The sequence below is a fragment of the Sulfuricurvum sp. genome, from assembly GCF_028713855.1.
Taxonomy (GTDB): domain Bacteria; phylum Campylobacterota; class Campylobacteria; order Campylobacterales; family Sulfurimonadaceae; genus Sulfuricurvum.
Genome location: NZ_JAQTNN010000001.1, coordinates 377,551 through 402,909, shown reverse-complemented (window position 1 = coordinate 402,909; position 25,359 = coordinate 377,551). Strand labels below are relative to the sequence as shown.

The following is a 25,359-nucleotide window of genomic DNA, read 5'->3' as shown; positions in this document are numbered from 1 at the left end:
GGGTATCCGCGATCGACTCTATACTAATCGCTTCATCGCTTACAAAGACGATGGTGTATTCATAGCTTCGGGATATTTCACTCTTTCCCTCAAGGCGGTAGACGCTGTAGCTTTCAGGAACGATAATAGAAGTGGAAGGTTTGTACTCGGGAAGTCGTAAGCGGCAATTCACTCGGCGGTTGATTAATGGTGATGCCCCCTTCAGGGGGCTAAGGAGAGTGCTGGCAGTGATCATTTGATGCAATCCATCGACTTTTTTCCTCTAAAAACTTTATTATAAAAGTTAACATTTCCCATGGATTATTAAACTTTATACTAAATTTTGGTGTGATTTTTCAATGTGTAGAGCCGAAGCTCCACAAAAAATTAAGCGCTTTTGCCGACGCCGATGCGCCAGTCATCTTCACCTGATGTACTTGCAGTCTCATGTCTCCATGTAATTTTGCGGTATGCAAATGCTACATTTTCGAGTGGCGCTACATCTGAAACAGCCATTCCAACTTCCGGATTCATTGTGGTTTCAATGTTAACAATCACAGCATCTTCAAGAGCGATGGTGAAATAGTGTTCCGGTTTACCCGCATAACTTGTACGATAAAACTTGAGATCAACATTAGTCAATGTCTCACCTTTAGTCAAAGCGTTATAAATCAACGGTGAACTTTTATCAAAAAGTTTTGTAACCACAAGCGGTTGATGTGATCGTTGACCTGATGGTTGACCAGAGCTTGGATCACGAGGAACTTTAATGTTATGCGTTAACGCTTTTACTAACGTCTCGTTTTCATGACCCTCTTGATACGTATTACCGATAGACTCAGCGGTAAAAGCTCCCTCTGTTATCAGACCTTGTGTAGTTCCCTTAATAGAGATAAACACTGGATTGTTCATTTGCGCTCCTAATTTAATATAAAGTAACGAAAAATTATACCACTATAAAATTAATTCTAACTAAAGTAATCATATATTTATTAAATATATTTTTTAATATCTAAAAATAACGGATATAATTTGTTACGTTTCATAGGATCAGCAGATAATGCGTATTTAAACCAACGACGTAAACCAAACGGCAACAATTTAAGATCACGAAGGGTAATCGGACGTTCAAATAATTCTGTAGATCGTTCGATATAAGGAAGTTGTCCACTGTATAGTTCAAAACAGACAACTGCCATAGAGAATAAATCACTATGGAAAGTTGGCACATCTCCCTGAATAACTTCAGGTGCTGCATAGCGAGGATTGTAAGCCTTGATAGTATTGTAATCAAGTTCAAAAAGCTGCTTTTTACTTAGATTTATCGATATTCCAAAATCAAAAAGCTTTATTGATTCATCATCCAAATACATAATATTATTGGGATTAATATCGGCATGAACGATATGTTGAGTATGAAGATATTCAATGGTTTTGAACAGTGTGTACAAAAGGTTCCATTTCATAGAAATACTGAATTGCGTTAATGGAATTTCATTCAGCAAGCGCCCGTTCAATTGTTCCAATACAATATAGGGAATATTAAATTCCGCATCAATACCAAAATCAATTACCTTGATAATATTGGGATGGGACAAACGAGAAAGATGAGCATACTCCGCATACATAAATGCATCAATATCGCTTTTAGCGGATAAATGTTCCAATGGGAGCTTTACGGCAAGACGTCGATCATCACCATAGTATTCCGAATAGTCATCCCTGGCTTCATACACAACAGATAAACCGCCGATACCAAGCCGTTCACCCACTGCGTATCTATTATTTAAACGCCTTTCCTCATCCATCTTTATAATATTGTCTGTATTGGTATTTACAGGGATTAAATCGACGATATCTATTTGTTGTCTGGACATCTCTCTCCCCTAGATTTCAATAATTACAGCCGTTAGATTATCATCTGCCTCTTGTGAGAGGACATAGGATGTCAGGATATCCAGTCCCGTTTGTAAGGAAAGACAATTCAAAGTCTCTTGGATCAATTCAGGGGTGACATTGTCGTAAAGTCCATCAGAACATAATAAATAAATATCCCGTTTCTGAACCCGAAATCTTTTGACTTCTAATGAGAGTTCTCCCGGAGCCGATAGTGCATTTGTCAAAACTTTACGCATACCCTTTGGAGTTTGAATTTCTCTGGCATGATCCAAAGTAACCAAAGAAAGGTGATCCTCGCGTAAAAGATAACAACGACTGTCTCCGGCATGGATAGAAACCCCCTTTTCGCCTTCAATATACAATAAAACAATCGTTGTCCCTACGACGGCATTGACCCCTGTCATCTGTGCTTTCTTTTTAAGTATTAGATGAATATTGTATATTTGAGATATGATGGCTTCCACTTTTTCATCAAAACTGCCACTCATATGCATTTTTTCAAAAATATCCGTCACAAGATGACTAGCAAAATTTCCCTCTTGATGCCCACCCATTCCATCACATACAATCCACAATCCTCGTTTATCGCTAACATAATAGGAATCTTCATTATTGGTTCGAATGTGTCCCGGATGGGTTACAGAATAACTTGTGCCCAAGCTAGATATGCCCGTTTAACTTGAATTTTTTAATCGGACTATCGGAATCAAACGCTTTAGCTGACGTTCCACTTAGAATAAATGATCCTTTGTTCTCTTTATTGCTGTATTCAACAATAACCTCATCCAAACCGCTTGGTATAGATCGCATTCGCCCGAAAAGTTTAAAGAGAGCCCATTGTCCCTGCGCAGCGAGTGAAACTACGGTGTTGTTATCCAAATCGATCAACTGGAATTTGCTATCGGCATTACCACTCTCAGAAGGCCAAACAATTTTACGAGATTTAATCGGTCCGTGCTCATAGACAATGTTGTTTTCATCGTATTGAAGCGACATGCTTTCAAGATTTTTACCCAATAAGTTCGGACGGATAAAAAGTGCACTGTTCAATGTATCACCTCTGCTGTTAAACAAACGTTTGCGAATTTCACGCGCTTGATAAAGCGATTCCATCAATTCAGGTGAAATTGAAACGGTAGCACCGTCAATCCGTTTTAATTGATATCCTCGTCCGGATGGATTTGTCGTTACAAACGGAGCAATATACTCACTTTGGAATTGATCCAATATCCCTCCTGCTCTGAAAAACTCCTCAAAATCACTCAGTGCTACATCGGTAGCAGCATTAGGATTGAAAGGGTATTTATTGACCAATCTGTCACGATAAAAAGGGTATACCTGCGATGAATATTGTTCACTGATATGTTGTTTTCCCTGAGAAATCATTTTTCCGGTACCGTTTCCGGCTGATCGAGGTAACCAACGGCTAACCGGAGAAGGTAGAGGACTTACTTCAACCGTCGTTCCCCCTTGTTTTGCCCGAGCGACAAGTGCGCCAAAAGCTTCCGAGGGTGATCCCGATCCGGCGGGAGCTGAATTCTGAGCGGATGCGTTATCAAATCGGGTCATTTCCGCTTGTAACGTTGATCCTGCAACGCCTTCATCGCTCAACAACTGGTTATAAGGTTTAAAGTAATCTCTGAGCATTTTGGGAGTGCTATCAGATAAAACCCCCTGTACATTTCCGGCAATATCTTTTCCTGATGCAGCCGAGATTTTTGCAGAGGCTTTTTTCTCAATTAATTCGGTTATCGAATAAATATCCGTGTTACGCTTGAGCGCTTTTAGGACGGCTATAATCGGTGAATCTTGTGATGCCAATACGTTAATCTGCTCTGGCGTTAAATCTGAACTGAGATATAACGTATTTAAGCCCTCTGTCCAAATCTTTTTATAATCGGCAAAATAGTAGTTTTGAATTTTGGCATATACAATTTCCAACTCACTGTCTTTAAGTTCGGTTGAATATCCCAGTACCCAGTTTGAGCGTATGATCTCTTTTAGGAGCGTTTTAGCATCGAGCGTAAAGACTTTGTCATACCCGTTTTTCGTATAAAAGCCGGGGATAATATAATCATTGCCTCTAAAAAGTGACGTATTGGCTCCCATAACGGTAGAAAATTGGAAATCTTTGAGATTCATCTCTTGAACTTTGTCTTTTAGCTGTTTGTACAGCAATGCTTCTTGACCATAGCCCGCTAATTTAGTTCTGGCAGCTTGTACTGTATTTTGATTTAGATTATACGGTTTAAAGCTATGTGCTAAAAGACGTTGCCAGTGACCTTCGAGATTTTTTTGAAGCGTAGGATTTCCCGGATACTGATCTGCCCATGTTTTACTCATCCATTGCAACATAAATCGGTTGTCCCGTTTTTCTTGATTGTTGAGCATCAGATACGCTTTAGTATTTTCCCACGTATCATCATAATTATTTAGATTTCTCAGCGTTTGAGAATCAAGTGTTTTAGCCACCTGCGGGAGCAATAATTTTTCAAGCAAGCGGTAATAGAGAGCATTAAGTTTTTCTTGACGTTCTTCCACGGTGTAGAAAGACAATCTCCAAAAACGGTGCGAACCTTTTGCATCATCCAATAATTTAATCGCATATACTTTATTAAGCAAATTTAGATCATGTTCGAAATCATTACGATTGATACTCTGCACTTGTGCATATTTATACTCTTTGAGCTCTTTATTGAGCTCTTTAATCGTATCAATATGCGTGCTGTAATCCCAAAGCCACAGAAATGACACCATAACAACAATCAGTGCAGCCACAGCAATACCAATCCGTTCTCGAATTTTTTCTTTTATCCGATATCCCGTATCCATTTTGATCACATACGCTTCAGCAAAAATAATCTCCTGTAACACTTTACGGATAAAGAGACCTTTACCGGCCATTGAATTTCCAAGAAGATGTTCTTTGGAAGGTGTTGCCGTGTTATTCATTAATCCGCTATGACTCGGAACACTGGTAAAATAGATACCCCGAAGCATAAGCGGAGCACGGTAGCGTGTTTGTGCGAATCCTATATCGATAAATGTTTTGAGCTTATCAAATAACAGGGTGAATTCGTCGCCGAAAAGTAAAATTTTTGACCGTGCACTGTTATCCCATTCATGGTGCATTCGATCCAATATCGAAGCATCCAAGCGTCTAATTAAGGCATCAAACTCACTTTGGGCACTTTTGCTGTCAATGTTTTTAGAATCATCAAACGTCATCCCTAAAACTTCATCTTTTTCATTCTCGGCAAGGGTGCTGAAATATTCGGCAAATCCGGGAATTTTATCGGTTTTAGTTACCAACAAATAAATAGGAATCGTTGAGGTAAATGCAGCAGATAACTCATCAAAACGATCACGCAGACCTTTTGCATAAAGTTCCAATTCTGTGTCGGTTTTTTCCATCAACGTCTCGACACTGATCGTTAATACCACCCCGTTAATAGGACGTTTCCAACGTTTCTTTTTAAACAGTTCTAAGAAACCATGCCATATACCCGCATCGATAGAACCCTCTTCTTGTTTAATAAATTTCCCTGGGATATCAACAAAAATAGCATGTTCGGCAAAGTACCATTGAAATGACGGCTCAGCTGCGATGGAAGAATCTGGCTGGTTTTGGTAGTTAATATTGAGCGGAAAATCAAGTCCTGAGGATTCAAGAAGCGTTGTTTTTCCTTCTTTCTCCTGACCGATTATCAAATACCAAGGGAGCTCGTATTTTGCATCACGTTGCCCTTTGTAAACACTGGAATTTTTGATGATCTTGGTCGCTTCGATAAAACGGGATTTTAACTCTTTTACTTTTGCGGTAACCAAATCCGTATTCGTGTTCTCTTTAGCGCGCTGTGCTTTTGTCGCTTTTAACTTGGCTTGCGTATCTTCTTTCGCATAGAGCTTAAACACTAAAATGGCCATTAATGTACCAAAAAAGATTGAAAATCCGATCAATAATCGTACACTCAAGGATCCTAAAGAATCAAACATATTATCGCCGAATGCAATAATAACTATTGCTAAAATAAGAGCAATCATGATGTTCCAAAACAGTGTGCTTTGAAACAGCTCTCTTTTATTAATTTTTAACATTGAAATCCTTTGTAAAGCCGTGTTCCATGTAAGGGAACAATACCTTCTCTTGTGCGTTTAATGAGAGGCTCAGGCTTACATAAACAATAGTCACGATCGCTATAACACCTATAATCAATACTAAATAGGGAGCCTTATAGACATAATGGTGTTTTTGTGATGACACTCTTGATTCCGCATAAAACGTTTGTGCTTGTCGTCCCTGAACGGTTTTGATTTGTTTGTACAAATTATCCCGTATCGCATCCAATTCCATTTTACCGCGTGTTTGAATACGATATTTTCCTTCAAATCCCAGTGATATACAGACATACATAAATTCAAGAAGATGAATATTATTGGCAGGTGATGCAAGTAATTTGGTCAACAGTTGGAAAAATTTCTCTCCGCCGTAGGTTTCACGATAAAAATGTCCCAACAAACTGTCTCTTGCCCAATCGTTGTTTTTTCCCCAATGAGTAGTACAAATCAACTCATCCAAAAATGTACATAACAAATAGCGTGCAACCAATACTTGTGAATTCTCAACATTTTGTTTTGCGGCATTTTGGGTGAATGCATCAATCTCTTCGATGAGCAGCGCATGAACATTCCCGACATCCCCTAGATCATAAGTATGTAATAACTTATCGATATGGACAAAAATAGGCTTTGCCAAAGAGATAAAAGGGTTCATCCCCTCAATCATACTCGGCTCATGTTCTTGGAAAAATGCTTTATACTGCTGCTGCGCTATTGTGGGTTTTACCTTTGCAATACCGCTAATATCTCGATTACTCGATGAAAAACCTGTCAATGTTTCCTGTGCTTCGGATGAAGGCAGTAATACGGTTTTATTATCACTCATTATAGTCATACCCTCTTAGTCTTTATTGCTTCGTATTGCCCATAAATCATACTCAATACCTTCAACTTCACCAGCTAAATAGAATGCCATTCCGCCCGAACTTTGTAATGTGCGCTTATCTTCACTCGAGAGTTCAATTTTAAAATAGATATGATTCACCCGATACGGGATCTGACGCGGAGCCGCAGGAAGCGGTTTGATTTTGAAGCCGGCCAGATGATAGTTGACCAAATCTCGAATGGTCTCGATCGTTCCCATTTTAAGATTATCAAGAAGCAATTTTTTTAATTTTTCCGTTGCCATATCTGCAGTCACAGCCAACACAAAAGAACCTGTATCTATGAGTGTTTTATCTTCCAGTTTGGCTACATAAATGCCGTATTTACGCTGTTCAATAATCAATTTAAAGCTGTTTTGTTCCAGCACCATACTGAGCATAGTTTTAAGCTCGTTTAACAAGATAATGAAACTTTCTTTTTGTTTTTTATGATCGTATAAATACTCTTTTTCCAGGCGTCTCTCTTTTTTCATAAAAACTGCCAACTCTGCTGCTAAAGAGTGAAGTTCTAAAAAAAGGATATCCGGATGAATTTTTTCTTGTGAAAGGTAAAAATAAAAACGGCTGTGAAACCGATTTAAGAGTTGAAGCAAAAGGTAATCACCCAATTCGGCTACCTGAATCGTCACATCACTCAACTTTTCTGCCAGTTTGACCATACGGAAATTTAATACACTCATCAGTTCTTTAAGCTGTGCCAATAAATAATGGCATCGATTTAGATGCAAATAGGTAGGGATGAAATTTTCATCCAAAGATACCGCACCGCTTGCTGAGACTGAACCGATGCGGGTAATGGCTATTACCCCATACCCCTCATTAAGCTCTTCATCACGTAAAAGACGAAAATTAGGTTGAGCCAAAAGTAATTCAGCAGTAGAGCTCTCTCCGACATTGGTATTAGGGACTTCACGCTCTCGGCGAGCAACCATACGCGTTGCTTTTACCTCATCTTCCTCAAAAGAGAGATCATCCGCATACTGCATACATAAAGGCAATGAGAGGTAAATCGTTTTCCCTGAGTCTTTTGACCCGATATCCAGAATTAGCTCATGTGCTTTTATACTTATATCGAATAACGTACCATCGGGCATAATGCCATACGCCCGATTTAACACAAGCTTTCCGGAATTTAAAAACTGGGTGTCAATATCCAGATCAAACAAACCCCATCGATTTGAACCTGATTCAATGGTTCGCGTCCGTAATTCATAATCATAATGACGATCATTTTGTTGAAAATGCTGAGGACGGATAAAAAGGCCTTCTCTCCATACTACGTTATTTATCATTGTTCATTTCCTTGATTGAAGAGTTGTCGATCAAAAGTTCCGCTTTGTTGTACCCTTTTTCAATAGGTTTTACATAGCGCCATGAGGTAGTCCCGTCGATATTTCTAAAACTTCCTACAACTCCGAAATATTTAGTATTCTCATCAAAAAGAATTTTGTAATTTTGTTCCTCATTCGGAATAATCACCTGTTTTGATTGGGAAATCAACGAATTTTCCAACCGTTTTTTCGCTTCATCGCTCAATCCCCAAAAATCAACTTTTGAAAATTGCTCTACATCTTTCAATTCATAGAAATAAAGTACCAGAGGTGCAGCGACATTGTTTTTATTCGGATTTAGATTTTTTCCGGATTTAACAACCAGTTCTAAATGGCTCGGTTTATCTGCACAGTTGCTAATCATAAGAGCAATGGAGATGAACAATACTATTTGCAAAAATGTTTTCATCGTATTTCCTTTTTAACGTTTATGGTGCGTATCAGAAGAGACAAGCCCCACTGAAAAAGCTAATTTTTCATACTCTTTTGTGAAATGGGGCGATAACATTTCAACACCGGAGTCAGGATCATCATTCAGGTTTTCAAACATCTGCGTATACGCTTTCCACATCAAACAGCTGCGAGGCATTGGTCCGCGTAATGCACCGATAGTATCAAACTTGTGTTCCAAACTTTTGGGAGCAAACTGCATCAATGCCGTGCCCATAAGATTTTTAGAAGCGCCATGCAGTGCAATCGTATGGGCATCAATTTGTGCGAATGATCGAATGACTGCCGTAGAAAGATTTATAACCCCTGAGCGTCCTTCCATCCGTTCATCTTGAAGCAGTTGCAGCGCCGAGTTACCCAATTTGATCGGATTATTTTCATTCGTATCTATCGACTTAGTTTGAACACGTAAATCTTGTTTGGTTCTCTCTTTGATGTAGAGTGAATTTTTCAACCCGTCCAAACTGTTGATGAGGACATCAGCGATTTCACTCATTAATAAATCACGCTCTTTTTTCTCCAGTGCGATAATTTCCAATCCCAGTTTTTCTTCCAAAATTCGGATAGAATCAGCCAATTGCTGATCGTATGAGGGAGAATACGATTTTTTCTTTCCTTCTGATGATGCAAAAGTCGGAACAGTTATGTGTTGGTCATACAACTCTCGTCGTATTTCGGGAGCCTCATGAAACTCATCATCACTCATATCTAAAATGGCTGAAGCTTTTTTCGTATCATCCAGTAGATCCAAAACATCTTCTTTCGTCTCCGACTCTTCTTCAGATGTTACGCCAAGAGTATCCCGCACATCTTCGTATAAAAAATCATCATCCGGTATCAGCTCACGGATCGCTTCTAACGGTTCAGGCTCATTTGAAAAACTACCGACAATAAAATCATCCGTGTACTCATTGTCGCTAAAGCGAGCCTGCAGCTCATGATCTCCAACAATATAGACATCTGACGAACTAATAAGATGCGGAATCCCTTTTGGAAGTTTTTTATAGGGATGTTTTAAAAATGTTCCGTTTGTACTCTCATCTCGAAGATAATATTGTTCATATTTGTATTCAATGAAAACGTGTTTTCCTGAAATATAATTATCGAAATCGTTTAATTGGTAATCAGCCTCGCCACTGCGCCCGATAACACCGTCACATTGATCAAATTTCATATTTTTATACGTCGGTCTGCTTTTTCCGCTTTTTGCAATATCAAAAATCAGCTGCATATCATTCACCGTCTTTAATCGGTTTTTTATCCGGTTTTACTTGAGTCATGGGTTTGTACTCTTCCATACTGCCAAAACATCCGGTAAATACAGACCCGATAAACAGTGCCATCACTAACGTCATTACTATCTTCATTTTATGCTCCTTTGATACTGATTTCTTTGTTTTTATCCATACTTACCCGAATCGAATGCAATGGAATATTTTCAACACTGCATTTCAAAACTTCCTGAGCCAGTTTCGGCATCAGATTGGTATTGATGATCAACTCTATATTACGCGCACCGGTATCTCTGGCATTGCTTAATGCGACGATATGGTCCAAAAGTGCATCATCGTATTTAAATCCTATCTCACGTACCGCGAGCTGTTTTTCAATCCGCTTTAGTTTTAACGTAATAATCTCTTTTAACGCTTCTCTACTCAAATTCATGTAAGGGATCACATTCATCCGTCCCAAAAGAGCCGGTTTGAGATAATCACTCAAAATCGGGAGGATTGCGTTCGTAAGCGGCTCCAACTCAACATTGTCATATTCGCCGCAAATTTGTGTTATCGCATCGGTAGCAAGGTTGGATGTCATTAAAATAATCGTGTTTTTAAAATCGATTGCTCGCCCTTCTCCGTCATTGACCGTCCCTTTGTCAAAGATCTGATAAAAAAGATTCAGAATATCCGGATGGGCTTTCTCGATTTCATCGAACAACACAACTGAGTACGGTTTAATCCGTACCGGATCGGTAAGCTGTCCTCCGTCTCCATAACCCACATACCCGGGAGGAGAACCGATTAGGCGCGATACCGTATGTTTTTCTTGAAATTCAGTCATATTGATAGTCGTTAAAAACTGCTCTCCGCCATATAAAAGATCGGCTATGGCACGAGCCGTTTCGGTTTTACCGACACCGCTGGGACCGACGAGCAAAAAGACTCCCGTAGGAGCATTTTCATTTTTTAGCCCTGCAGCAGAGATTTGTAAAAAAGTATTGAGATATTTGATCGCTTGGTCTTGACCTATAACCCGTTGCGTCATTTGTTCCTGAAGTGTCATCAGATTTTTAGCTTGTTCACGCACCATATTTCCCAGCGGTATTCCGGTCCATGAAGAGATCACTTCAGCTACTTGCTCTGCTGTGACATTATCATAGACATAACGGCACTGTTCTTGCATAGCGAGGAGTTTTTGATGTTCTTTTGCTGCCCCTTCTTTTTTACCTAAGATACGGAGTGTGGCAATTTCTTCTACGAGTTTCTTTTGCTTTTCATATTCGATTTCGCTTTTTTTAAGTTCTTTATCTAATTGTCTTATCTCTGCATTTAAATGCTTAATACGTTTAGAATAATCTTTTAGACCATTCCCTTCATCACGGCTTAAAAGATCAATTTCTTGCGTTATTTTGAGTTTTTCATTTTCAAGACGCGAAATTGCATAGGGTCTGTTTGTTTTACTGATTTTGACGTTAGCACACGCGGTATCCAACACATCGATCGCTTTATCCGGTAATTGACGTCCGGTAATGTATCGTGCAGATAAAGCGGCGGCGGCTTGTATAGCAGCATCTTCGATATATACATCGTGTTCTTGCTCATATTTATGAGCAATTCCGCGTAAAATAGTTACGGCATACTCAACACTCGGTTCTAAAAGATTGATTTTTTGGAACCGACGGGAAAGTGCCGGATCTTTTTCAAAATATTTTCGGTATTCGAGCCATGTCGTAGCCGCAATAGTACGTAACTCACCTCGTGCAAGAGCAGGTTTCAGAAGATTCGCCGCGTCACTTCCTCCCTCATTTCCACCCGCTCCGATAAGGGTATGCGATTCATCGATAAATAAAATAATAAACTGCGTACTGGATTGAATGGCGTTGATGACAGATTGCAAACGTCGCTCGAACTCCCCTTTAACACTTGCTCCGGCTTGCATTGCACCTAAATCCAACGAAAGAACTTTTGCGCCGTAAAGCTGAATCGGAACGTCCTGATTGATTATTTTAAGTGCCAGTCCCTCAACCACCGCCGTTTTTCCTACACCCGCTTCTCCGACAAGGATCGGATTGTTTTTTCGACGACGCAAAAGAATGTCTATCGCTTGGCGAATCTCGTCATCACGGCACAAGACCGGATCGATTTTCCCCTCAGCAGCCAACTCGGTCATATCGGTCGTATATTTTTCGAGATCTTCCCCCGATGTACTCATCGAAGATTTTGCTGAGGGTTTAGATCGTGCGGATTGTGCTGCTTCTGTCGTTAATCCCTCGATGAGCGTATACGCTTGAGCAACATCAACTGTTTCAAGGATTTTAAAATAAGCTGTATTTGAATATTTGGCACCGTTTTGCAACAAACTCATCATTAGTACCGATTCATTTATCTCATTAAGCTCCATTTCCAATTTGGCAAGCATATACGCATCTTCAAGCCATTGAATTAATGCGGATGAAAAAACGGGGCTGCTGCTCTCGCTGTTGTGTGATTTCACTCCATTTTGGAGAGCTTTTAACATTTTTTCCGGAGCTATCTCATAATGCTTGAGTAACCCGTTTAGGAGACTGTACTCATTTTCAAGCATTACAAAAAGCAAATCTTCGATCAGTATTTCACCGCCGCCGCGTATGATACACCGCTGTGCGGCATTTTGAAGATTTTGTTTCGCAATTGCGTCTAATGTTTCAATCAGCTTTTTTAACTCTATTTTCATTTTTATCCTTAACTCGCAAATATAACTTCTAAATTTCCCTGAGGGATACCGATAACACTGTTGACACCGAGATATCCGCTCTGGGTGTCAGAGAGGATACATTTTTGTATATCTTTTCTCGGTATTTTGAGAGCAACGTCGTATTTCAAAGGTTCATCAAGCATGAACGCTATTAAATCGTTTAACTCTTTCCTTTTGCTTCCCTCAATACCGTATGCCACCAATTCTTCCCACAGCGCTTCATTCAATACGATTCGGAATTTGGTGCTGTTGGTTTTAATCGATTCTCCTGCGAGAAAATCTTTTCCCAATGAACAATTTTCATCCCCCAACCGACTGTATTGCCACTGTGGGATTGCTACCGTATCGGTTATACATTGGCATATCTCTATGTCATTATGAGAGAGGTAATGACGCAAAATTGCCAAAAGCATCCCCGATGATTTTTGACGCATGGTTAATATTCCGAGATACGGCATTAACTTTTGTAAATCCAGCGTCGATGTTTTAGATTCATGCTCGCTGTACAACCCTAATAAAGAAAGAATATATTTCGAAAAAGGGTCTTTAAGATTGTTCTGGTACTGGATGTAATAGCGATGTTTAACCCATATCGGATAGACGAATTTTTGAATATTATGATTAAATACATCCAAAAAATCGCGTAATATATGGTCTGTATCGGCACTCTCTAATACCATTTCACAATAATGCGATGGCAAAGGAGAGCCACTCCCGAAAATAGCCAAAAAGTTGAGTGTCAACTCAATATAAACACCATCATTGTTATGCTGCAATGTGGCGGAAGAGAGTTCTGACTTTTGGAAAGCCAAACTGGGATTGGCTCGAAAATGAATTTTTTTATACAAATCATCAACATCTAATTTTGGATAAAAATGGCGTAAATGCTGAATACAAAGACGTATTGCCTGAGGCAGCGACGCTTTGGCTACCACATCTTTTAATTCTTTGCTTATCTCTTGAGTCGTCATAATTCAGCTCACATCAAAGGCTGATAGCCCATTTTAGGCTGCCATTTAAAGGTATCATGATCAATCATTTTGACTTCTAGACGATGGAACGAGTTGATATTGCAATACAGCGCAAAAAACTCATTCAAAACACAACACAGAAGATATGCTTCACCGATACCCGTGAATTTAGTAACATCAATCTCCAAACGGGTGTGAATACCTCGGATAGGGAACCCTTCATAGATCATCTCTGTTTTATCATGCGATATAGAGACCAGACCTTTAAGCATTAATGCATTTTTATTTTTTAATTTGTGATCATGCGCACCCGGAAAATCATAGGTACTTAAGATCGAGCCCAATGTTTTAACATCCGTCAATGAGAGGTAATTTAACGACATATTCGAAATAACCCGCCATAAAAAATCCTTGCCGATCGGCGGCGGATAGCTTTCGGTAGGTATGGTGATATTTTTAAATTTTAGATGCGATACGTTTGAATGGGGATTGGATACATTGATCTGACCCAGCTGCAATGCAGATGGCAATGATCGGTTTGTACACAACAGTTTTACCGAGACGGTTGCATTCGCATAATCGTTTTTTTCATACATCCCCTCTGCAGAAGCAAATCGGATATAACTATGGGTACGTTCACCATCATCGGAGAGTCTGATACGCAGTGAATAATACTCATCATGATCGCCATAACCGAAGGATTCAAACGGCAAAAAGTCTTCATAGACATTTTTAGTCGGTATCCATCCGCGGACCCCTTCTACCAAAAAAACTTCGCTTGCATCACGTTCATACTCGGAAGCGCTTAAAAGATACTCTTCTTCCATAGATGTTTTACGGATCGGGATAGCATCTACCTCAAACAAGTTGACGATTGGCGTGCAATAAAGGGCAAAGTTTTCTTTGCTTAATGTTTGTGCGCATATAAGACGTTTGGAAAAATGAAACCGCATTCTAAACTGTCGACTTTGTTCTAAAATATCTTTTTCAACACCAAAAATTGCATCAAGACGGTTAATGTCGATAAAGAGGTATTTTTGTTCAAACGAAAAGTACTCTTGTAAAACAACGTAACCGTCAAAAATATTCTGAGGATAAGGAACCATCCTCTCATTCACATGAAAACCAACCGGAGAAATGGAACGATTTGGAATTTGGAGTGTTTGTAACGGCTCTTCTTTGTAATCGAGAATCTCTATCTCTATCTTTTCAACATATTCTAAAAGATAGAGATAAAGTTCATTGGAGACGAAACGTGATCCGTTTAGGTAGACGCGTAAGCTATCGAATAAGCATAAGTCTAATGAACCTTTGCAACTCATTACAAAATCAAGTTCCAACTGACCTTTATTTCCATGTACGTAATATCGGCTTTGAGAAAGTTCGATCGGATGGATAGTGGTGTCATAGCAAGTACGAAACTTATACTGTTCCCCCTCCTTAGTCATCTCACTTAACACTTCGCTTCCACGCTGTACTACTTCAGGAGCACGTTGATCACGTAAAGGCTCATACGCCACAACCGAATATGAGGGGACTGGGCGAACATAATTCGGCCACAATAATTGCGCCAGATTATGGGAAACTTCGGGTAGCTCTTCATCCAACTGTTGACGTAAACGACCGGTTAGAAACGAAAAACCTTCAATCATCCGCTCAACATCCGGATCTTGTCCCTCTTTCGAAAGATAGGGTGAAAGTCCCGGATTTTTTAAAGCAAACTCTTCTCCAAGCTTACGAAGTGAGCCAAGCTCTTGAAGATAGTAGTTATTAATTGTCATCTCTCAAAACCTTAACGGCACCGTTGCCTAATAAATTTGCTTTAAATGTCACTTTTTTGTTGACGCGATTGAGGTTTAAAAAACCTTCGATATGGACGTTCATCTCATTCACATACAGCTGCTCGCGCGATATTCCGACGCGCGCGTTAAAAAGGCGAGGTTCGTATTTTCGGATACAGACTTCCGCACTTTTTTCAATCATCTCAATGGAGTCTTTTTGACTCATATGAATATTATTTAGATCCGGTCGCCCATAATCTTGAACGGTTTCCGCACTTCCGGCATTCGTTGAAAATATCCGAGAAAGATTATTGGCTATCGATTGGTACATCGCTTCCTCATCATTAGCCGCATGGACAGACTTGGATGATGGGGATAACCGTTCAAAGAGACTCCCTTTATAGGCCACCGATTACTCCTTGTCCAATTTTCCGACAAGGGAGAGTTCGAAACTCGCACCCATGTATTTAAAATGTGGACGTAAAGACATTTTTACACGATACCAGCCCGGATCGCCCTCAACATCCTCTACTAAGATTTGTGCTTTTTTAAACGGACGTTTGCTACGGATTTCCGCACTTGGATTTTCCTGATCAGCAATGTACTGTTTAACCCATTTGTTCAGTTCACGTTCCAAATCGGATCGTTCACGCCATGAACCAATGTATTCACGTTGCAAAATTTTGATGTAATGAGACATACGAGTAATCGCAAACAAATACGGTAACTGTGTTCCAAGTTTGTAATTCAACTCAGCCTCTTTGCCCTCAGGGGTATTGGCAAAAATTTTCGGTGCTTGTGCGGAGTTCGCAGCGAAAAATGCCGCATTATTACTCCCTTTACGCATCGTCAAGGGGATAAATCCTTGTTCGGAAAGTTCATACTCACGACGATCCGAGACCAGTACTTCGGTCGGGATTTTCATCTCAACATCACCCATACTCTCAAAAGTATGTACCGGAAGATCGGTAATCGCTCCGCCGCTGCTTGGACCGATAATGTTGGTACACCAGCGATAGTTGGAAAAACTTTTAGTCAGTGCACTGGCAAAAGCATAAACGGTATTGCCCCACAGATAGGATTCGTGATTATCGGAGACATTTTCTTTATAGACAAATTTTGCGACCGGATTGTTTTCAGGATCGTACGGTGCTCGAAGCAAGAAACGCGGTAAGGTCAAACCGACATAACGGGCATCTTCATTCGTCTCGCGAAATCCTCTCCATCCTGCGAACTGCGGAGAACTCATAACATCTTGCAAATCTTTTAGATCCGGCAGCCCTTCAAAACTCTCCATGCCAAAAAATTTCGGACCAGCCGCTGCAATAAACGGGGCATGACTCATGGCGGCAATCGATGCCACTTTGTTCAAAAATTTGATATCCACGTTTGAAGGAGATAGCTGATAATCGGCAATAATGGTTCCAACCGGCTGACCGCCGAATTGTCCGTATCCTGAACTGTAAATATGTTTGTATAGACCCGATTGAGTGATATCGAGACACTCTTCAAAATCTTCTAAAAGCTCCTCTTTGGAGACATTAATGATTTCCATCATAATGTTTTGACGGAAATCGGTACGCTCTACCAACATATACAAACCGCGCCATTTGGATTCTAAGGCTTGAAATTGAGCCTGATGTAAAATCTCATCCATTTGAGCACTGATTTTTGCATCGATCTGTGCAATCATTCGATCAACGATTGATTTGTTCACTTTTTCTTCCGAATTCTCGGATTTCAATAGTTCACGGATCAATGCGCCAACGCCGCTTTTAACGACACCATAGGTTTCGTCCTCACGTGTGAGGTTGGTTTCGGCAATAATATTGTCTAAAAGAAACCCGTTTAGTTCAACACCTTGCGTTTGTTGTCTTGCTTCAGTTGTCATCTCTTTCCTTTATTATTCGGCTGATGTAAGTTCGTTTAACAGTTTTTCGCGTTCATCTTTATCTGAAATCGCATTCTCAATCGCTTTTCTAAATGCCGGAATATTTCCTAATGGCCCTTTTAGTGCGATTAACGACTGACGAAGTTCCATCAGTTTTTTCATCTCATCCACATTTTCAACGATGTTTTCAGGTGAGAAATCTTTCATGCTCTGGATTTTAAGTGATACGCTCATATCACTACCCTCATTAGTCAAACGGTTTGGCACTGCAAAGTCCAAAGATAGTCCTTGAGTTTTCAATACGTCATTAAAGTTATTTTTATTGATATTGATAACTTTTTTATCTTCGACCGGTTTTTTCTCTTCATTAGGGTTGAATTCGCCCAGAACAGTTATTTTGTAAGGGATTTCAATCTCTTCGTTTTGATCTCCCGTCGCCGGTTTATAGGTGACATTGATTCTTTCTTTCGGTGATTCGGACTGTTTAGTCATTGTGACTCCTTTTATTTAATGTCGATTGCCGAAGCCATATCCACTCGGCACAATCGTTGGAACGCGACATCGTATTTTTCACGTTCAATTTGAGTTCGGTTAAACGAATTAAGATAAAAACGGTAAACCTTCGCCACCAATTCGGGTTGCCATTCTTCAAGAGAAAAGTGTTCAATCTCTCGCTCTAGCTCTTCAATGAGAGCTAATGCCATCAGCGGTTTGCCTGCGGCAAGTGCTACTTGCGCATGAAGAAGTCTCCATTGGAATTTTTCCTCTTGCGAACCGGCATCTCTAAATGAGCGTTGGAGTATCTCCATTGCCTCTTTTGAATTCTTTTTATTGACAAGTTCATAACATTGCTCGCCGATAATCGCTAACGCATCGACCGCTGTATCACCCTCTTTTGTAACCATACCCCCTCTTGTGTGTTCATTAAGCCACTCTTTCATTTGAGACGGAACGAATGGTGTCCCGTCTCTAAATTTGAGCTCTGTTATCCCTTCGTTAGAAGTAATAAAACTAATCAGCATATTTTTGACTTCGGCAGCGGCTTTATTTTTTTGGATTGACTCGTATATTTCGAATGCTTTATGATGTCCCGATAGCCAAAACGGTGAGCGAAAGATCACATTTTCAATCATCTGCAATGCTGCATCATTTTTTCCCTCCGAAATGAGGGAATCAATTTGCTCAATACGTTCTATTCCGGGAGCGTTTAACATCGTATTTCCGTTTTGAACAAGCGGAAGAGCGTCAATTTCCAGCCAGCTGATCATACGTGTCATACGTAACGCACGGCCGTCATCTATTTGACGTTCCCGCCAATAATGGGTTAGCTGTTCCGCATTTTTTTTCAGTTGATTTAATATTTTGATGGCATCGGCATCATTGGTTATCTCGCCGCTTGAAGGATTATCAGCAGTATGAACGGCAATAGAAGGTGTTTTTGGTTTTTCAGCCGCATCACGTTGTTGTTTTTCAGATACTTTTGCTTCCAGCAATCGGCATGCTTCTGAAAAAAGACGATCTTCTGTTTCACACACCTCTTTGGCAAGCGTTTGAAAGCTGTGTAGTAATGTCAAAAAATCTTCTGCCTCATCAATAGGAACAATTACTTGACGGTCTTGAACCAGCTGAAGGTTCATAACCGTTTCAAACCAAGATAATGCCCCCCATTTGGCTCTATTTGATTTTGGGAAAAGTTCTTTACCAAAATTTTCAAGTAACTGATTGATCGTTTGTATGGCGTGAGTAAATCCGCTTAAACCGTTCAGCTTATACTGTGCATATGCCCACCAGCAAAGTAGTTTGATATCTTTTGTACGCAGTTCTAGAAGCGATTTGCACTCGTTACTGACATATTGCCAGTTCGGTTGTGCCCCCTCCGCAACACTGTTAATTTTATCGATCTCCGATTCCATCAATAAATAAACATCATCATATTTTGCATCGACACCGCAAAGGGATTGATCGGAAAGCGGATTAATCATCAATTCAAACAATAGTGATCCTTACGTAAAATTATGATTTAATGTTATTTTTGATCGATATGTTACCGTTTTTTTCTTTACAAAATCTTTTAAAAAATATTTTTTAGAATTTATTTGAACTATTTAGTGTTATTTTTAAATGTTATTAATATTGTTAATATTATTTTTAGATACTTTATGTGTCATAAATGAGATTATAAAACCTTATAATGTCAACACGACATAAATTTCAAATTACTTTGCAAAACGTCCTATAATCCCATTATTATGATAATTCATTTAGATTTAGACTGCTTTTTCGCCTCCTGTGAACGACTCCGTGACCCCTCTCTCATCGGCAAACGTTTGGTTGTCGGAGGGCGAGGTGACCCGTTCATCTTTGATAAGAACCCTGCGCAGGCTAAAAAGCTGATTACTCTTAACTCCGGTGCATTTGTCCCCGCCCTCTTTCACGCCTCACATAATTCGAACCATTATTTCAATGATGAAAATACAATACGCGGCATCGTTCTTACTGCCAGTTATGAGGCTAGAGCTTTCGGTGTCAAAACAGGGATGAGCCTGCATGAAGCGCTTCGCCTCTGCCCCGATCTGATACTTGTCCCTCCGAATCATCTGCTCTATCACACAATGAGTCATAAACTGATGGAATATCTCGCAACCCTCGTTCCGGTTATGGAGCAATACAGTATTGATGAGATGTTTGGTGATTTAGGAGGGTGGATCGCGGAAGAGGAAACGGAGCGTTTTGTCATCCATCTCCAAAAACAGATTACTGAGCGTTTTAATCTCCCTGTCTCTATCGGTGCTTCGACCTCAAAATGGATCGCCAAACTCGCCACTTCTGCCGCCAAACCCTATGGAATACGTGTCATTAAAAAAGATAACATCAAAGAATTTGTAAACGATATTCCGATTGATGACTTCCCCGGAGTCGGTAAAGCATACTCAGCAAAAATGGCTAATTACGGCATTAAAACCATTGGAGATGCATGGGAATCAAAAATTCTTATCACCTCATGGGGAAGAGCGGGACAAGATCTCTATGCCAGATTCACCGGGAGTGATAATGAATCCGTTTCAGCACGCCAAAGCCGCAAAGGAATCGGAATATCCCGTTCGATGGATCACCCCGTAAAAGAGCGTTCTGAGCTGTATCGACGTATCAGCGTGATGGTAAGACATTGGAGTCATACTATTATAAAACTGGGAGTCAATCCGACAACTTATTCATTCTCTCTAGGATATGAGAACTGGGGTAGTTCAAAGAAACAATACACGACCTATAGACTCTTTAATGAGCACTTTATCCAACACTTTGCCCATGAAAAATTCAAGGAGCTTGACCTCTATCCGCATATCCCTGTACGCTACATTGCTATGAGTGCAACAAAGTTCATTCACCATGACCCAAAAACTTTTAATATTCTAGAATATCACAATGACACTAAAATGCGTAACCTTACCGATGCCCTTACTAAAATGCGGGAAAAATACGGTATGGATATAGTGAGAGGCGGCGGAGAACTGTAATGGTTCGGCTTTAGAACTCTTCTCATTTTGTCGATATAGGTATCACTCCAAAAAGGAGAAAAATATGGATGCAATTAATGCAGGAACAGGTACGTTACCTGAGATTTATGCAATGAAAAAAGCGATGGAAGTACAAGAGCAAGGAGTGATGAAAGCGCTGGAAAGCATTTCACCTTCCTCTTCACAACCAAGCGGTGTTTCCGGTGCCGGTCTAACGGGTCTGGGACAGACTCTCGACATCAAAGCGTGACTTGCAGCCCTATAGCGGCTGAGGTCACTCTCGTTTTCAGCTATCACTTACTTCCACTTTGCTACACTTAATATTATGAAAAAATATTTTGCTGTTTTGGTTCTTATTATTTATACCAATGCGTATGCAGACAATACTTTATATGACTGCTATTTTGATGAAGCGGGTAAACAATACAATATACCTCCATTACTTATCAAAAAAATTGCAACGATCGAAAGTGGTATCAATCCAAAAGCCATCAACAAAAATGCAAACGGAACCGTCGATTACGGTCTCATGCAAATCAATTCTTCCCATCTGCGACAACTTTCTCAGTGGGGCATTAACGAACACAATATACTTAATCCAAAAATCAATATATATGCCGGAAGCTGGCTCCTCTCCGAACATATCAAAGAGCACGGATTCAATCTCCAAGCAGTCGGACGATACCATTCAGCAACACCCGTGCATAAAGAAAAATGGCTTAACCGTCTTAGTGCATCCTTTAAATAATAATCATCTTATGTGTATAATATCCCATGATAAAATTTGAAAAAATAATAATAATAGTTGCACTGACATGTGCATTTTTGCATGCTGAAGAGTATACGTTCGGTGATGGGTTGCAAATCGGAGATTCTCCTATGATTTTAGGCGGCTATATCTCATCTATGTATGAACATAATAAACATTCACGTTATCTGGATATTGATGATGTGGCATTGTTAGCGTATGGTGAATATGACCATTTTGATTTTTTAGCTGAATTTGAAACGGCTCATCTCTATAAAAAACAGCATGGAGAACATCCCGACGAAAGTACCAGTACTACCATACATACTGAGCGGTTCTTCGGTGATTATTATATTAATGATAATGAACGATTACGACTGGGTAAATTTAATTCGGATATCGGATTTTGGAATCAAATGCCGGTCAACGTACTCCGTGATACCACATCAAGCCCTCATCTCGTAAATGATTTTTTCCCGAAATTGACGACCGGTATCAATTACGAAATGCATCAAATGCCTGGTACACTAAATCGTATTTCCCTAACCCTTCAAAATAATAATGATCTTGATATCGGCTACAATAACCTCAATGCAGACCGCCATTATGCACTTGCGTGCGATATAGCTGACCAAGAGACTCTATGGCGTTTTGGCGGAGGATACTTTCGCTACCAGCCGACACAGGAAGCCGTGTATCTCCTCGGTGCGCTTAAAGTAGAAAAGAAAGAGTGGGATTTTCTTCTCGAATCGATCCTGAGACGCGATATGGGTGAGACTAAACTCTCTTACGATATCTATGCCCAAGGTGTTTGGCATTTGGTCGCGAAACACGATGCCATTGTGCGCGCAGAAGTCGAAAAAGCTCCTGTTACACAGCTGCATGATGGCAATATCGTCGTAGGATATACGTATCGACCGCTTAATAATGTTGCCCTGAAAGGGGAATATGACGCTCATCAAGAAAGCAGCCTAAATCGTTGGCTGTTTTCTTTTTCGGTTCTCTTTTAGATCATGAAAAATTTACTTTTTGCTTTACTGATTTATAATGGATTTTTCTTCTTTACGGCTAATGCCCTTGTCATTGTTTCAGGAGAAAGTTTCAGTATCAATTCAATGGATATTGATGAAATACGGAGAATATATTCAGGCAAACAGTTTCGGCTGGATAATAAAAAGATCATACCTTTGAATTTAGGGATTGATAATCCCTTACGCAACAAATTTGAGCAGTATGTTCTGGATAAGGACAAAGATACCTTAGCACAATATTGGCTCCAAGCTCATTATCTCGGGCACCATACACCCAAAGTATTTAAAAGTCAGGAGAGTGTTGCTGAATTTTTGTCAAAAGTAGACAATTCCATAGGGTATTTAGATGAAGAAACTGCCCAAAAATTCCATTTAAAAATATTATTTCGTTTAAAAGAGTAAATGGATGAAACGTTTATGGAATAATTTACCCATTGTCTACAAGCTGTTTCTTGCACTGGTTGTCGGTATAGCCATTATTATTGTTGCATTACTCTCTTACCTATGGGGATACGAATCCGAATTAATGCTCAATAAAGAACAAGATATCCTCCATACTCAATCTGCATTAACAGCAAAAGAGTTAAATACTCATACACAGCGACTGGAAAAAGAGATTCTTTTCTTATCTCATCTCGAAATCATGGATGATATGGTTGCTCAGGATATGGATAGACGTATCACCAGTTTATTAGAACAAAAAGCAGATGATTTAGGGGAATCCTTGTCATTGTTTATGGTATCACCCAATTTTACCGTCCATGCTTCATCTAAAACGGCACAGATTACTACTTTTTTTGCTGGTGGGCGTACACTAAAAAATGCTTTAAAGCATGGGAAATCGTATTTTTTTATGGGTGATAATCTCTACTTGTTTACTCCTGTATACGGGTCATTTAATACACAAGAATTTTTAGGGTATTTAGTCATGTCTTATCCTTTGGAAAATTTTGCACTTCAGCTAAAAAGTGATCAGAGTTTTTATCGATGGATTACCCCGCCCTATTATTTATCTAATCTTTATAGGAATGAGTCTCCTGTTCTCGATGAGAATGCCTATTTGCATGACACAGTCCTTTTGGATGGAATATTAGAAGGATGGACACTGCATTATGCTATGCCCAAACAAGAGACCCTTGCTACGCTGTACCATTACCAAACACTTTTTTTAAGTGCATTTGGTATCGGTCTGGTACTGATCACTTTCTTGGTCTGGATTACCATTCTTCGAATTGTTGCACCCCTTCGAGAATTATCAAATACCGCCAAAAGTATAGCTATGACCGGTGACTATACCAAAACCGTTACAGAAAGAGGAAATGATGAAATCGGGATGATGGCACATTCATTTAATGCGCTAATGTCTACCACACGCCTTAGTATGGAAAGGATCGAATTGTTAGGCAAAACGCAAGCTGCCTTGCGGGCAAAATCATCTTTTTTATCCGCTATGTCGCACGAACTTAGAACTCCGCTTGGCTCTGTACTGAGTTTGACACAATACATGATGATTCAACCTGAAACACCGGAACAGATGCGTGAAACACTCGGTAAAATCGAAAACTCTGCCTATCATTTACTGGGTGTCATTAACAATATTTTGGATTTGGCAAAAGTAGAATCAGGAAAAATGGAACCTCATATCGCACAATGCGATCCTATCAGCCTCGTTGAAAATGCATTGGAACTAGTAGCCCCTTTAGCCGAAGATAAAGGATTGTCTATCACAACCATTTTCGAACCAATCCCGGCACATTTTATGAGTGATACACGCCTCTTCGGACAAGTCGTTATTAATCTTCTCTCCAATGCAATTAAATTTACGGAACAGGGATCGATTAATATAATCCTACACTATCACCCTATCGATGACCTCTATGTTCTAGAGGTGAAAGACAGCGGATGTGGAATCGCGCATGAAGCTTTAAATAATCTATTTGATGAATTTTATCAAGTGCGTCCTCAACATACAACTACTTCAGAGGGAAGCGGTCTTGGATTGGCAATCAGTAAGCGGATTGCTTTGTTGCTGCGAGGGGATTTGTTTGTTATGAGTAAAGGGGAAGGAAAAGGGTCCACGGCAACTTTTCATTTCCGTACCTTTTAGATCACTTTACGATCATATAGCCAACACCGCGAACGGTTTGTATTAAATCATCGGCGTTCAGTTTTTTACGAAGGTTCTTAATATGAGCATCGACAATATTACTGGAGCTGAGGTGATCAAAATCCCGGCTCAGATGTTCCGATATCTGATAACGCGTTAAAACCGTATTCGCATTCAGTACAAGCAACTCCAATAATTCAAATTCTTTGCTGGAGAGTTTTATCGGTTCATTGAGGATAAGAACGCTTCGGGAAGAAAAATCGATAGTGAGTTCTCCCAACTGTAAAAGCGTCTGTTTTTGAACACTCTCCCGACGTAATAATGCTCTGATTCTTGCTAATAATTCTATATTTGAAAATGGTTTTTCCAGATAATCATCAGCTCCGCAGTCCAATGCCTCTACTTTATCCTCTATCTCTTTTTTAGAGGAAAAAAACAAGACAGGGGTTCGGATATTCTCCTGACGTAAACGTGAAAGCAGATCAACACCATTGCCGTCAGGCAACATCCAGTCCAATAAAATCAGATCGTATTTTTTTTCAGAAATACTGAATTCTCCATCCCGAATATTTTTGGCTACATCAACATGATAAGCCGCATCTTTCAAAAGCTGTTCAAGAGCATAGAGCAACTCTTCATTATCATCAATAATTAAAATATACATTTATCCCCCTTACGTCTAAAATTTATACATACAGT

At 39.8% G+C, this 25,359-nt stretch carries 24 protein-coding genes; 6 read left to right on the top strand and 18 right to left on the bottom strand.

The window, feature by feature from the left end; all coding sequences use genetic code 11:
* The 17 genes from PHI47_RS02040 to tssA form a co-directional block, all read right to left on the bottom strand.
* Nucleotides 1-235: hypothetical protein (locus tag PHI47_RS02040; protein ID WP_299933194.1), on the bottom strand; the 235-nt coding region annotated here is incomplete at its 3' end.
* Between the two features lie 131 nt (nt 236-366).
* On the bottom strand, nt 367-891 hold the full coding sequence (locus PHI47_RS02035; RefSeq protein WP_299933192.1) for an Hcp family type VI secretion system effector: 525 nt from the start codon (nt 889-891) through the stop codon (nt 367-369).
* 80 nt (nt 892-971) lie between these two features.
* Entirely contained in the window at nt 972-1,856 is an 885-nt protein-coding gene (locus PHI47_RS02030) for a serine/threonine-protein kinase (protein WP_299933190.1), read from the bottom strand.
* Nucleotides 1,857-1,865: 9 nt separating this feature from the next.
* Nucleotides 1,866-2,537, bottom strand: coding sequence for a PP2C family serine/threonine-protein phosphatase (locus PHI47_RS02025; protein ID WP_299933188.1), 672 nt, complete (start codon nt 2,535-2,537; stop codon nt 1,866-1,868).
* Between the two features lies 1 nt (nt 2,538).
* Nucleotides 2,539-5,976, bottom strand: a complete 3,438-nt coding sequence (gene tssM / locus PHI47_RS02020; protein ID WP_299933186.1) for a type VI secretion system membrane subunit TssM — start codon at nt 5,974-5,976, stop codon at nt 2,539-2,541.
* On the bottom strand, nt 5,963-6,823 hold the full coding sequence (icmH, locus tag PHI47_RS02015; protein ID WP_299933183.1) for a type IVB secretion system protein IcmH/DotU: 861 nt from the start codon (nt 6,821-6,823) through the stop codon (nt 5,963-5,965). Before icmH ends, tssM begins: the two co-directional genes overlap by 14 nt.
* Nucleotides 6,824-6,838: 15 nt before the next feature.
* Nucleotides 6,839-8,173, bottom strand: coding sequence for a type VI secretion system baseplate subunit TssK (tssK, locus tag PHI47_RS02010; RefSeq protein WP_299933180.1), 1,335 nt, complete (start codon nt 8,171-8,173; stop codon nt 6,839-6,841).
* Nucleotides 8,163-8,621 (bottom strand): type VI secretion system lipoprotein TssJ, encoded by a 459-nt coding sequence (gene tssJ, locus PHI47_RS02005; RefSeq protein WP_299933178.1) that lies wholly within the window; start codon nt 8,619-8,621, stop codon nt 8,163-8,165. Before tssJ ends, tssK begins: the two co-directional genes overlap by 11 nt.
* 12 nt (nt 8,622-8,633) lie before the next feature.
* Nucleotides 8,634-9,893 (bottom strand): type VI secretion system-associated FHA domain protein TagH, encoded by a 1,260-nt coding sequence (gene tagH, locus PHI47_RS02000; protein ID WP_299933176.1) that lies wholly within the window; start codon nt 9,891-9,893, stop codon nt 8,634-8,636.
* A 1-nt stretch (nt 9,894) separates the two neighbouring features.
* Entirely contained in the window at nt 9,895-10,029 is a 135-nt protein-coding gene (locus PHI47_RS01995; RefSeq protein WP_299933174.1) for a hypothetical protein, read from the bottom strand.
* A gap of 1 nt (nt 10,030) precedes the next feature.
* A complete protein-coding gene (gene tssH / locus PHI47_RS01990; protein WP_299933171.1) occupies nt 10,031-12,595 on the bottom strand; it encodes a type VI secretion system ATPase TssH in 2,565 nt (854 codons plus the stop codon).
* Between the two features lie 8 nt (nt 12,596-12,603).
* Complete coding sequence (gene tssG / locus PHI47_RS01985; protein WP_299933169.1) at nt 12,604-13,587, bottom strand: type VI secretion system baseplate subunit TssG; 984 nt, start codon at nt 13,585-13,587, stop codon at nt 12,604-12,606.
* An 8-nt stretch (nt 13,588-13,595) separates the two neighbouring features.
* Nucleotides 13,596-15,368, bottom strand: coding sequence for a type VI secretion system baseplate subunit TssF (gene tssF / locus PHI47_RS01980; protein ID WP_299933167.1), 1,773 nt, complete (start codon nt 15,366-15,368; stop codon nt 13,596-13,598).
* Nucleotides 15,358-15,777, bottom strand: a complete 420-nt coding sequence (gene tssE, locus PHI47_RS01975; protein WP_299933165.1) for a type VI secretion system baseplate subunit TssE — start codon at nt 15,775-15,777, stop codon at nt 15,358-15,360. Before tssE ends, tssF begins: the two co-directional genes overlap by 11 nt.
* Nucleotides 15,778-15,780: 3 nt before the next feature.
* A complete protein-coding gene (gene tssC, locus PHI47_RS01970; RefSeq protein WP_299933163.1) occupies nt 15,781-17,259 on the bottom strand; it encodes a type VI secretion system contractile sheath large subunit in 1,479 nt (492 codons plus the stop codon).
* 12 nt (nt 17,260-17,271) lie between these two features.
* Nucleotides 17,272-17,751, bottom strand: a complete 480-nt coding sequence (gene tssB, locus PHI47_RS01965) for a type VI secretion system contractile sheath small subunit (RefSeq protein WP_299933161.1) — start codon at nt 17,749-17,751, stop codon at nt 17,272-17,274.
* Between the two features lie 11 nt (nt 17,752-17,762).
* A complete protein-coding gene (gene tssA / locus PHI47_RS01960; protein ID WP_299933159.1) occupies nt 17,763-19,253 on the bottom strand; it encodes a type VI secretion system protein TssA in 1,491 nt (496 codons plus the stop codon).
* Between the two features lie 255 nt (nt 19,254-19,508).
* Between tssA and PHI47_RS01955 the strand changes: the two genes are divergently transcribed.
* The 6 genes from PHI47_RS01955 (at nt 19,509) to PHI47_RS01930 (ending at nt 24,660) form a co-directional block, all read left to right on the top strand.
* Nucleotides 19,509-20,774 carry a DNA polymerase IV gene (locus tag PHI47_RS01955; RefSeq protein WP_299933157.1) on the top strand — a complete coding sequence of 422 codons (1,266 nt, stop codon included), beginning with the start codon at nt 19,509-19,511 and terminating at the stop codon, nt 20,772-20,774.
* A 64-nt stretch (nt 20,775-20,838) separates the two neighbouring features.
* Nucleotides 20,839-21,024: a hypothetical protein gene (locus PHI47_RS01950; protein ID WP_299933155.1), complete on the top strand. Its 186-nt coding sequence runs from the start codon at nt 20,839-20,841 to the stop codon at nt 21,022-21,024.
* A 75-nt stretch (nt 21,025-21,099) separates the two neighbouring features.
* Complete coding sequence (locus PHI47_RS01945) at nt 21,100-21,522, top strand: lytic transglycosylase domain-containing protein (protein ID WP_299933153.1); 423 nt, start codon at nt 21,100-21,102, stop codon at nt 21,520-21,522.
* Between the two features lie 26 nt (nt 21,523-21,548).
* Entirely contained in the window at nt 21,549-22,532 is a 984-nt protein-coding gene (locus tag PHI47_RS01940; protein ID WP_299933151.1) for a hypothetical protein, read from the top strand.
* Between the two features lie 3 nt (nt 22,533-22,535).
* Nucleotides 22,536-22,955 carry a hypothetical protein gene (locus PHI47_RS01935; RefSeq protein WP_299933149.1) on the top strand — a complete coding sequence of 140 codons (420 nt, stop codon included), beginning with the start codon at nt 22,536-22,538 and terminating at the stop codon, nt 22,953-22,955.
* Between the two features lie 4 nt (nt 22,956-22,959).
* On the top strand, nt 22,960-24,660 hold the full coding sequence (locus PHI47_RS01930; RefSeq protein WP_299933147.1) for an ATP-binding protein: 1,701 nt from the start codon (nt 22,960-22,962) through the stop codon (nt 24,658-24,660).
* A gap of 1 nt (nt 24,661) precedes the next feature.
* On the opposite strand, the gene PHI47_RS01925 is transcribed toward PHI47_RS01930, so the two are convergent.
* On the bottom strand, nt 24,662-25,324 hold the full coding sequence (locus PHI47_RS01925; protein WP_299933145.1) for a response regulator transcription factor: 663 nt from the start codon (nt 25,322-25,324) through the stop codon (nt 24,662-24,664).
* Nucleotides 25,325-25,359 lie beyond the last annotated feature (35 nt).

Bases quoted from the DNA above. Each gene is read 5' to 3' on its own strand.
- PHI47_RS02035 (WP_299933192.1), bottom strand. From the start codon at position 891: ATGAACAATCCAGTGTTTATCTCTATTAAGGGAACTACACAAGGTCTG.
- PHI47_RS02030 (WP_299933190.1), bottom strand. From the start codon at position 1,856: ATGTCCAGACAACAAATAGATATCGTCGATTTAATCCCTGTAAATACC.
- tssM (WP_299933186.1), bottom strand. From the start codon at position 5,976: ATGTTAAAAATTAATAAAAGAGAGCTGTTTCAAAGCACACTGTTTTGG.
- icmH (WP_299933183.1), bottom strand. From the start codon at position 6,823: ATGAGTGATAATAAAACCGTATTACTGCCTTCATCCGAAGCACAGGAA.
- tssK (WP_299933180.1), bottom strand. From the start codon at position 8,173: ATGATAAATAACGTAGTATGGAGAGAAGGCCTTTTTATCCGTCCTCAG.
- tssJ (WP_299933178.1), bottom strand. From the start codon at position 8,621: ATGAAAACATTTTTGCAAATAGTATTGTTCATCTCCATTGCTCTTATG.
- tagH (WP_299933176.1), bottom strand. From the start codon at position 9,893: ATGCAGCTGATTTTTGATATTGCAAAAAGCGGAAAAAGCAGACCGACG.
- PHI47_RS01995 (WP_299933174.1), bottom strand. From the start codon at position 10,029: ATGAAGATAGTAATGACGTTAGTGATGGCACTGTTTATCGGGTCTGTA.
- tssH (WP_299933171.1), bottom strand. From the start codon at position 12,595: ATGAAAATAGAGTTAAAAAAGCTGATTGAAACATTAGACGCAATTGCG.
- tssG (WP_299933169.1), bottom strand. From the start codon at position 13,587: ATGACGACTCAAGAGATAAGCAAAGAATTAAAAGATGTGGTAGCCAAA.
- tssF (WP_299933167.1), bottom strand. From the start codon at position 15,368: ATGACAATTAATAACTACTATCTTCAAGAGCTTGGCTCACTTCGTAAG.
- tssC (WP_299933163.1), bottom strand. From the start codon at position 17,259: ATGACAACTGAAGCAAGACAACAAACGCAAGGTGTTGAACTAAACGGG.
- tssB (WP_299933161.1), bottom strand. From the start codon at position 17,751: ATGACTAAACAGTCCGAATCACCGAAAGAAAGAATCAATGTCACCTAT.
- PHI47_RS01955 (WP_299933157.1), top strand. From the start codon at position 19,509: ATGATAATTCATTTAGATTTAGACTGCTTTTTCGCCTCCTGTGAACGA.
- PHI47_RS01950 (WP_299933155.1), top strand. From the start codon at position 20,839: ATGGATGCAATTAATGCAGGAACAGGTACGTTACCTGAGATTTATGCA.
- PHI47_RS01945 (WP_299933153.1), top strand. From the start codon at position 21,100: ATGAAAAAATATTTTGCTGTTTTGGTTCTTATTATTTATACCAATGCG.
- PHI47_RS01940 (WP_299933151.1), top strand. From the start codon at position 21,549: ATGATAAAATTTGAAAAAATAATAATAATAGTTGCACTGACATGTGCA.
- PHI47_RS01935 (WP_299933149.1), top strand. From the start codon at position 22,536: ATGAAAAATTTACTTTTTGCTTTACTGATTTATAATGGATTTTTCTTC.
- PHI47_RS01930 (WP_299933147.1), top strand. From the start codon at position 22,960: ATGAAACGTTTATGGAATAATTTACCCATTGTCTACAAGCTGTTTCTT.
- PHI47_RS01925 (WP_299933145.1), bottom strand. From the start codon at position 25,324: ATGTATATTTTAATTATTGATGATAATGAAGAGTTGCTCTATGCTCTT.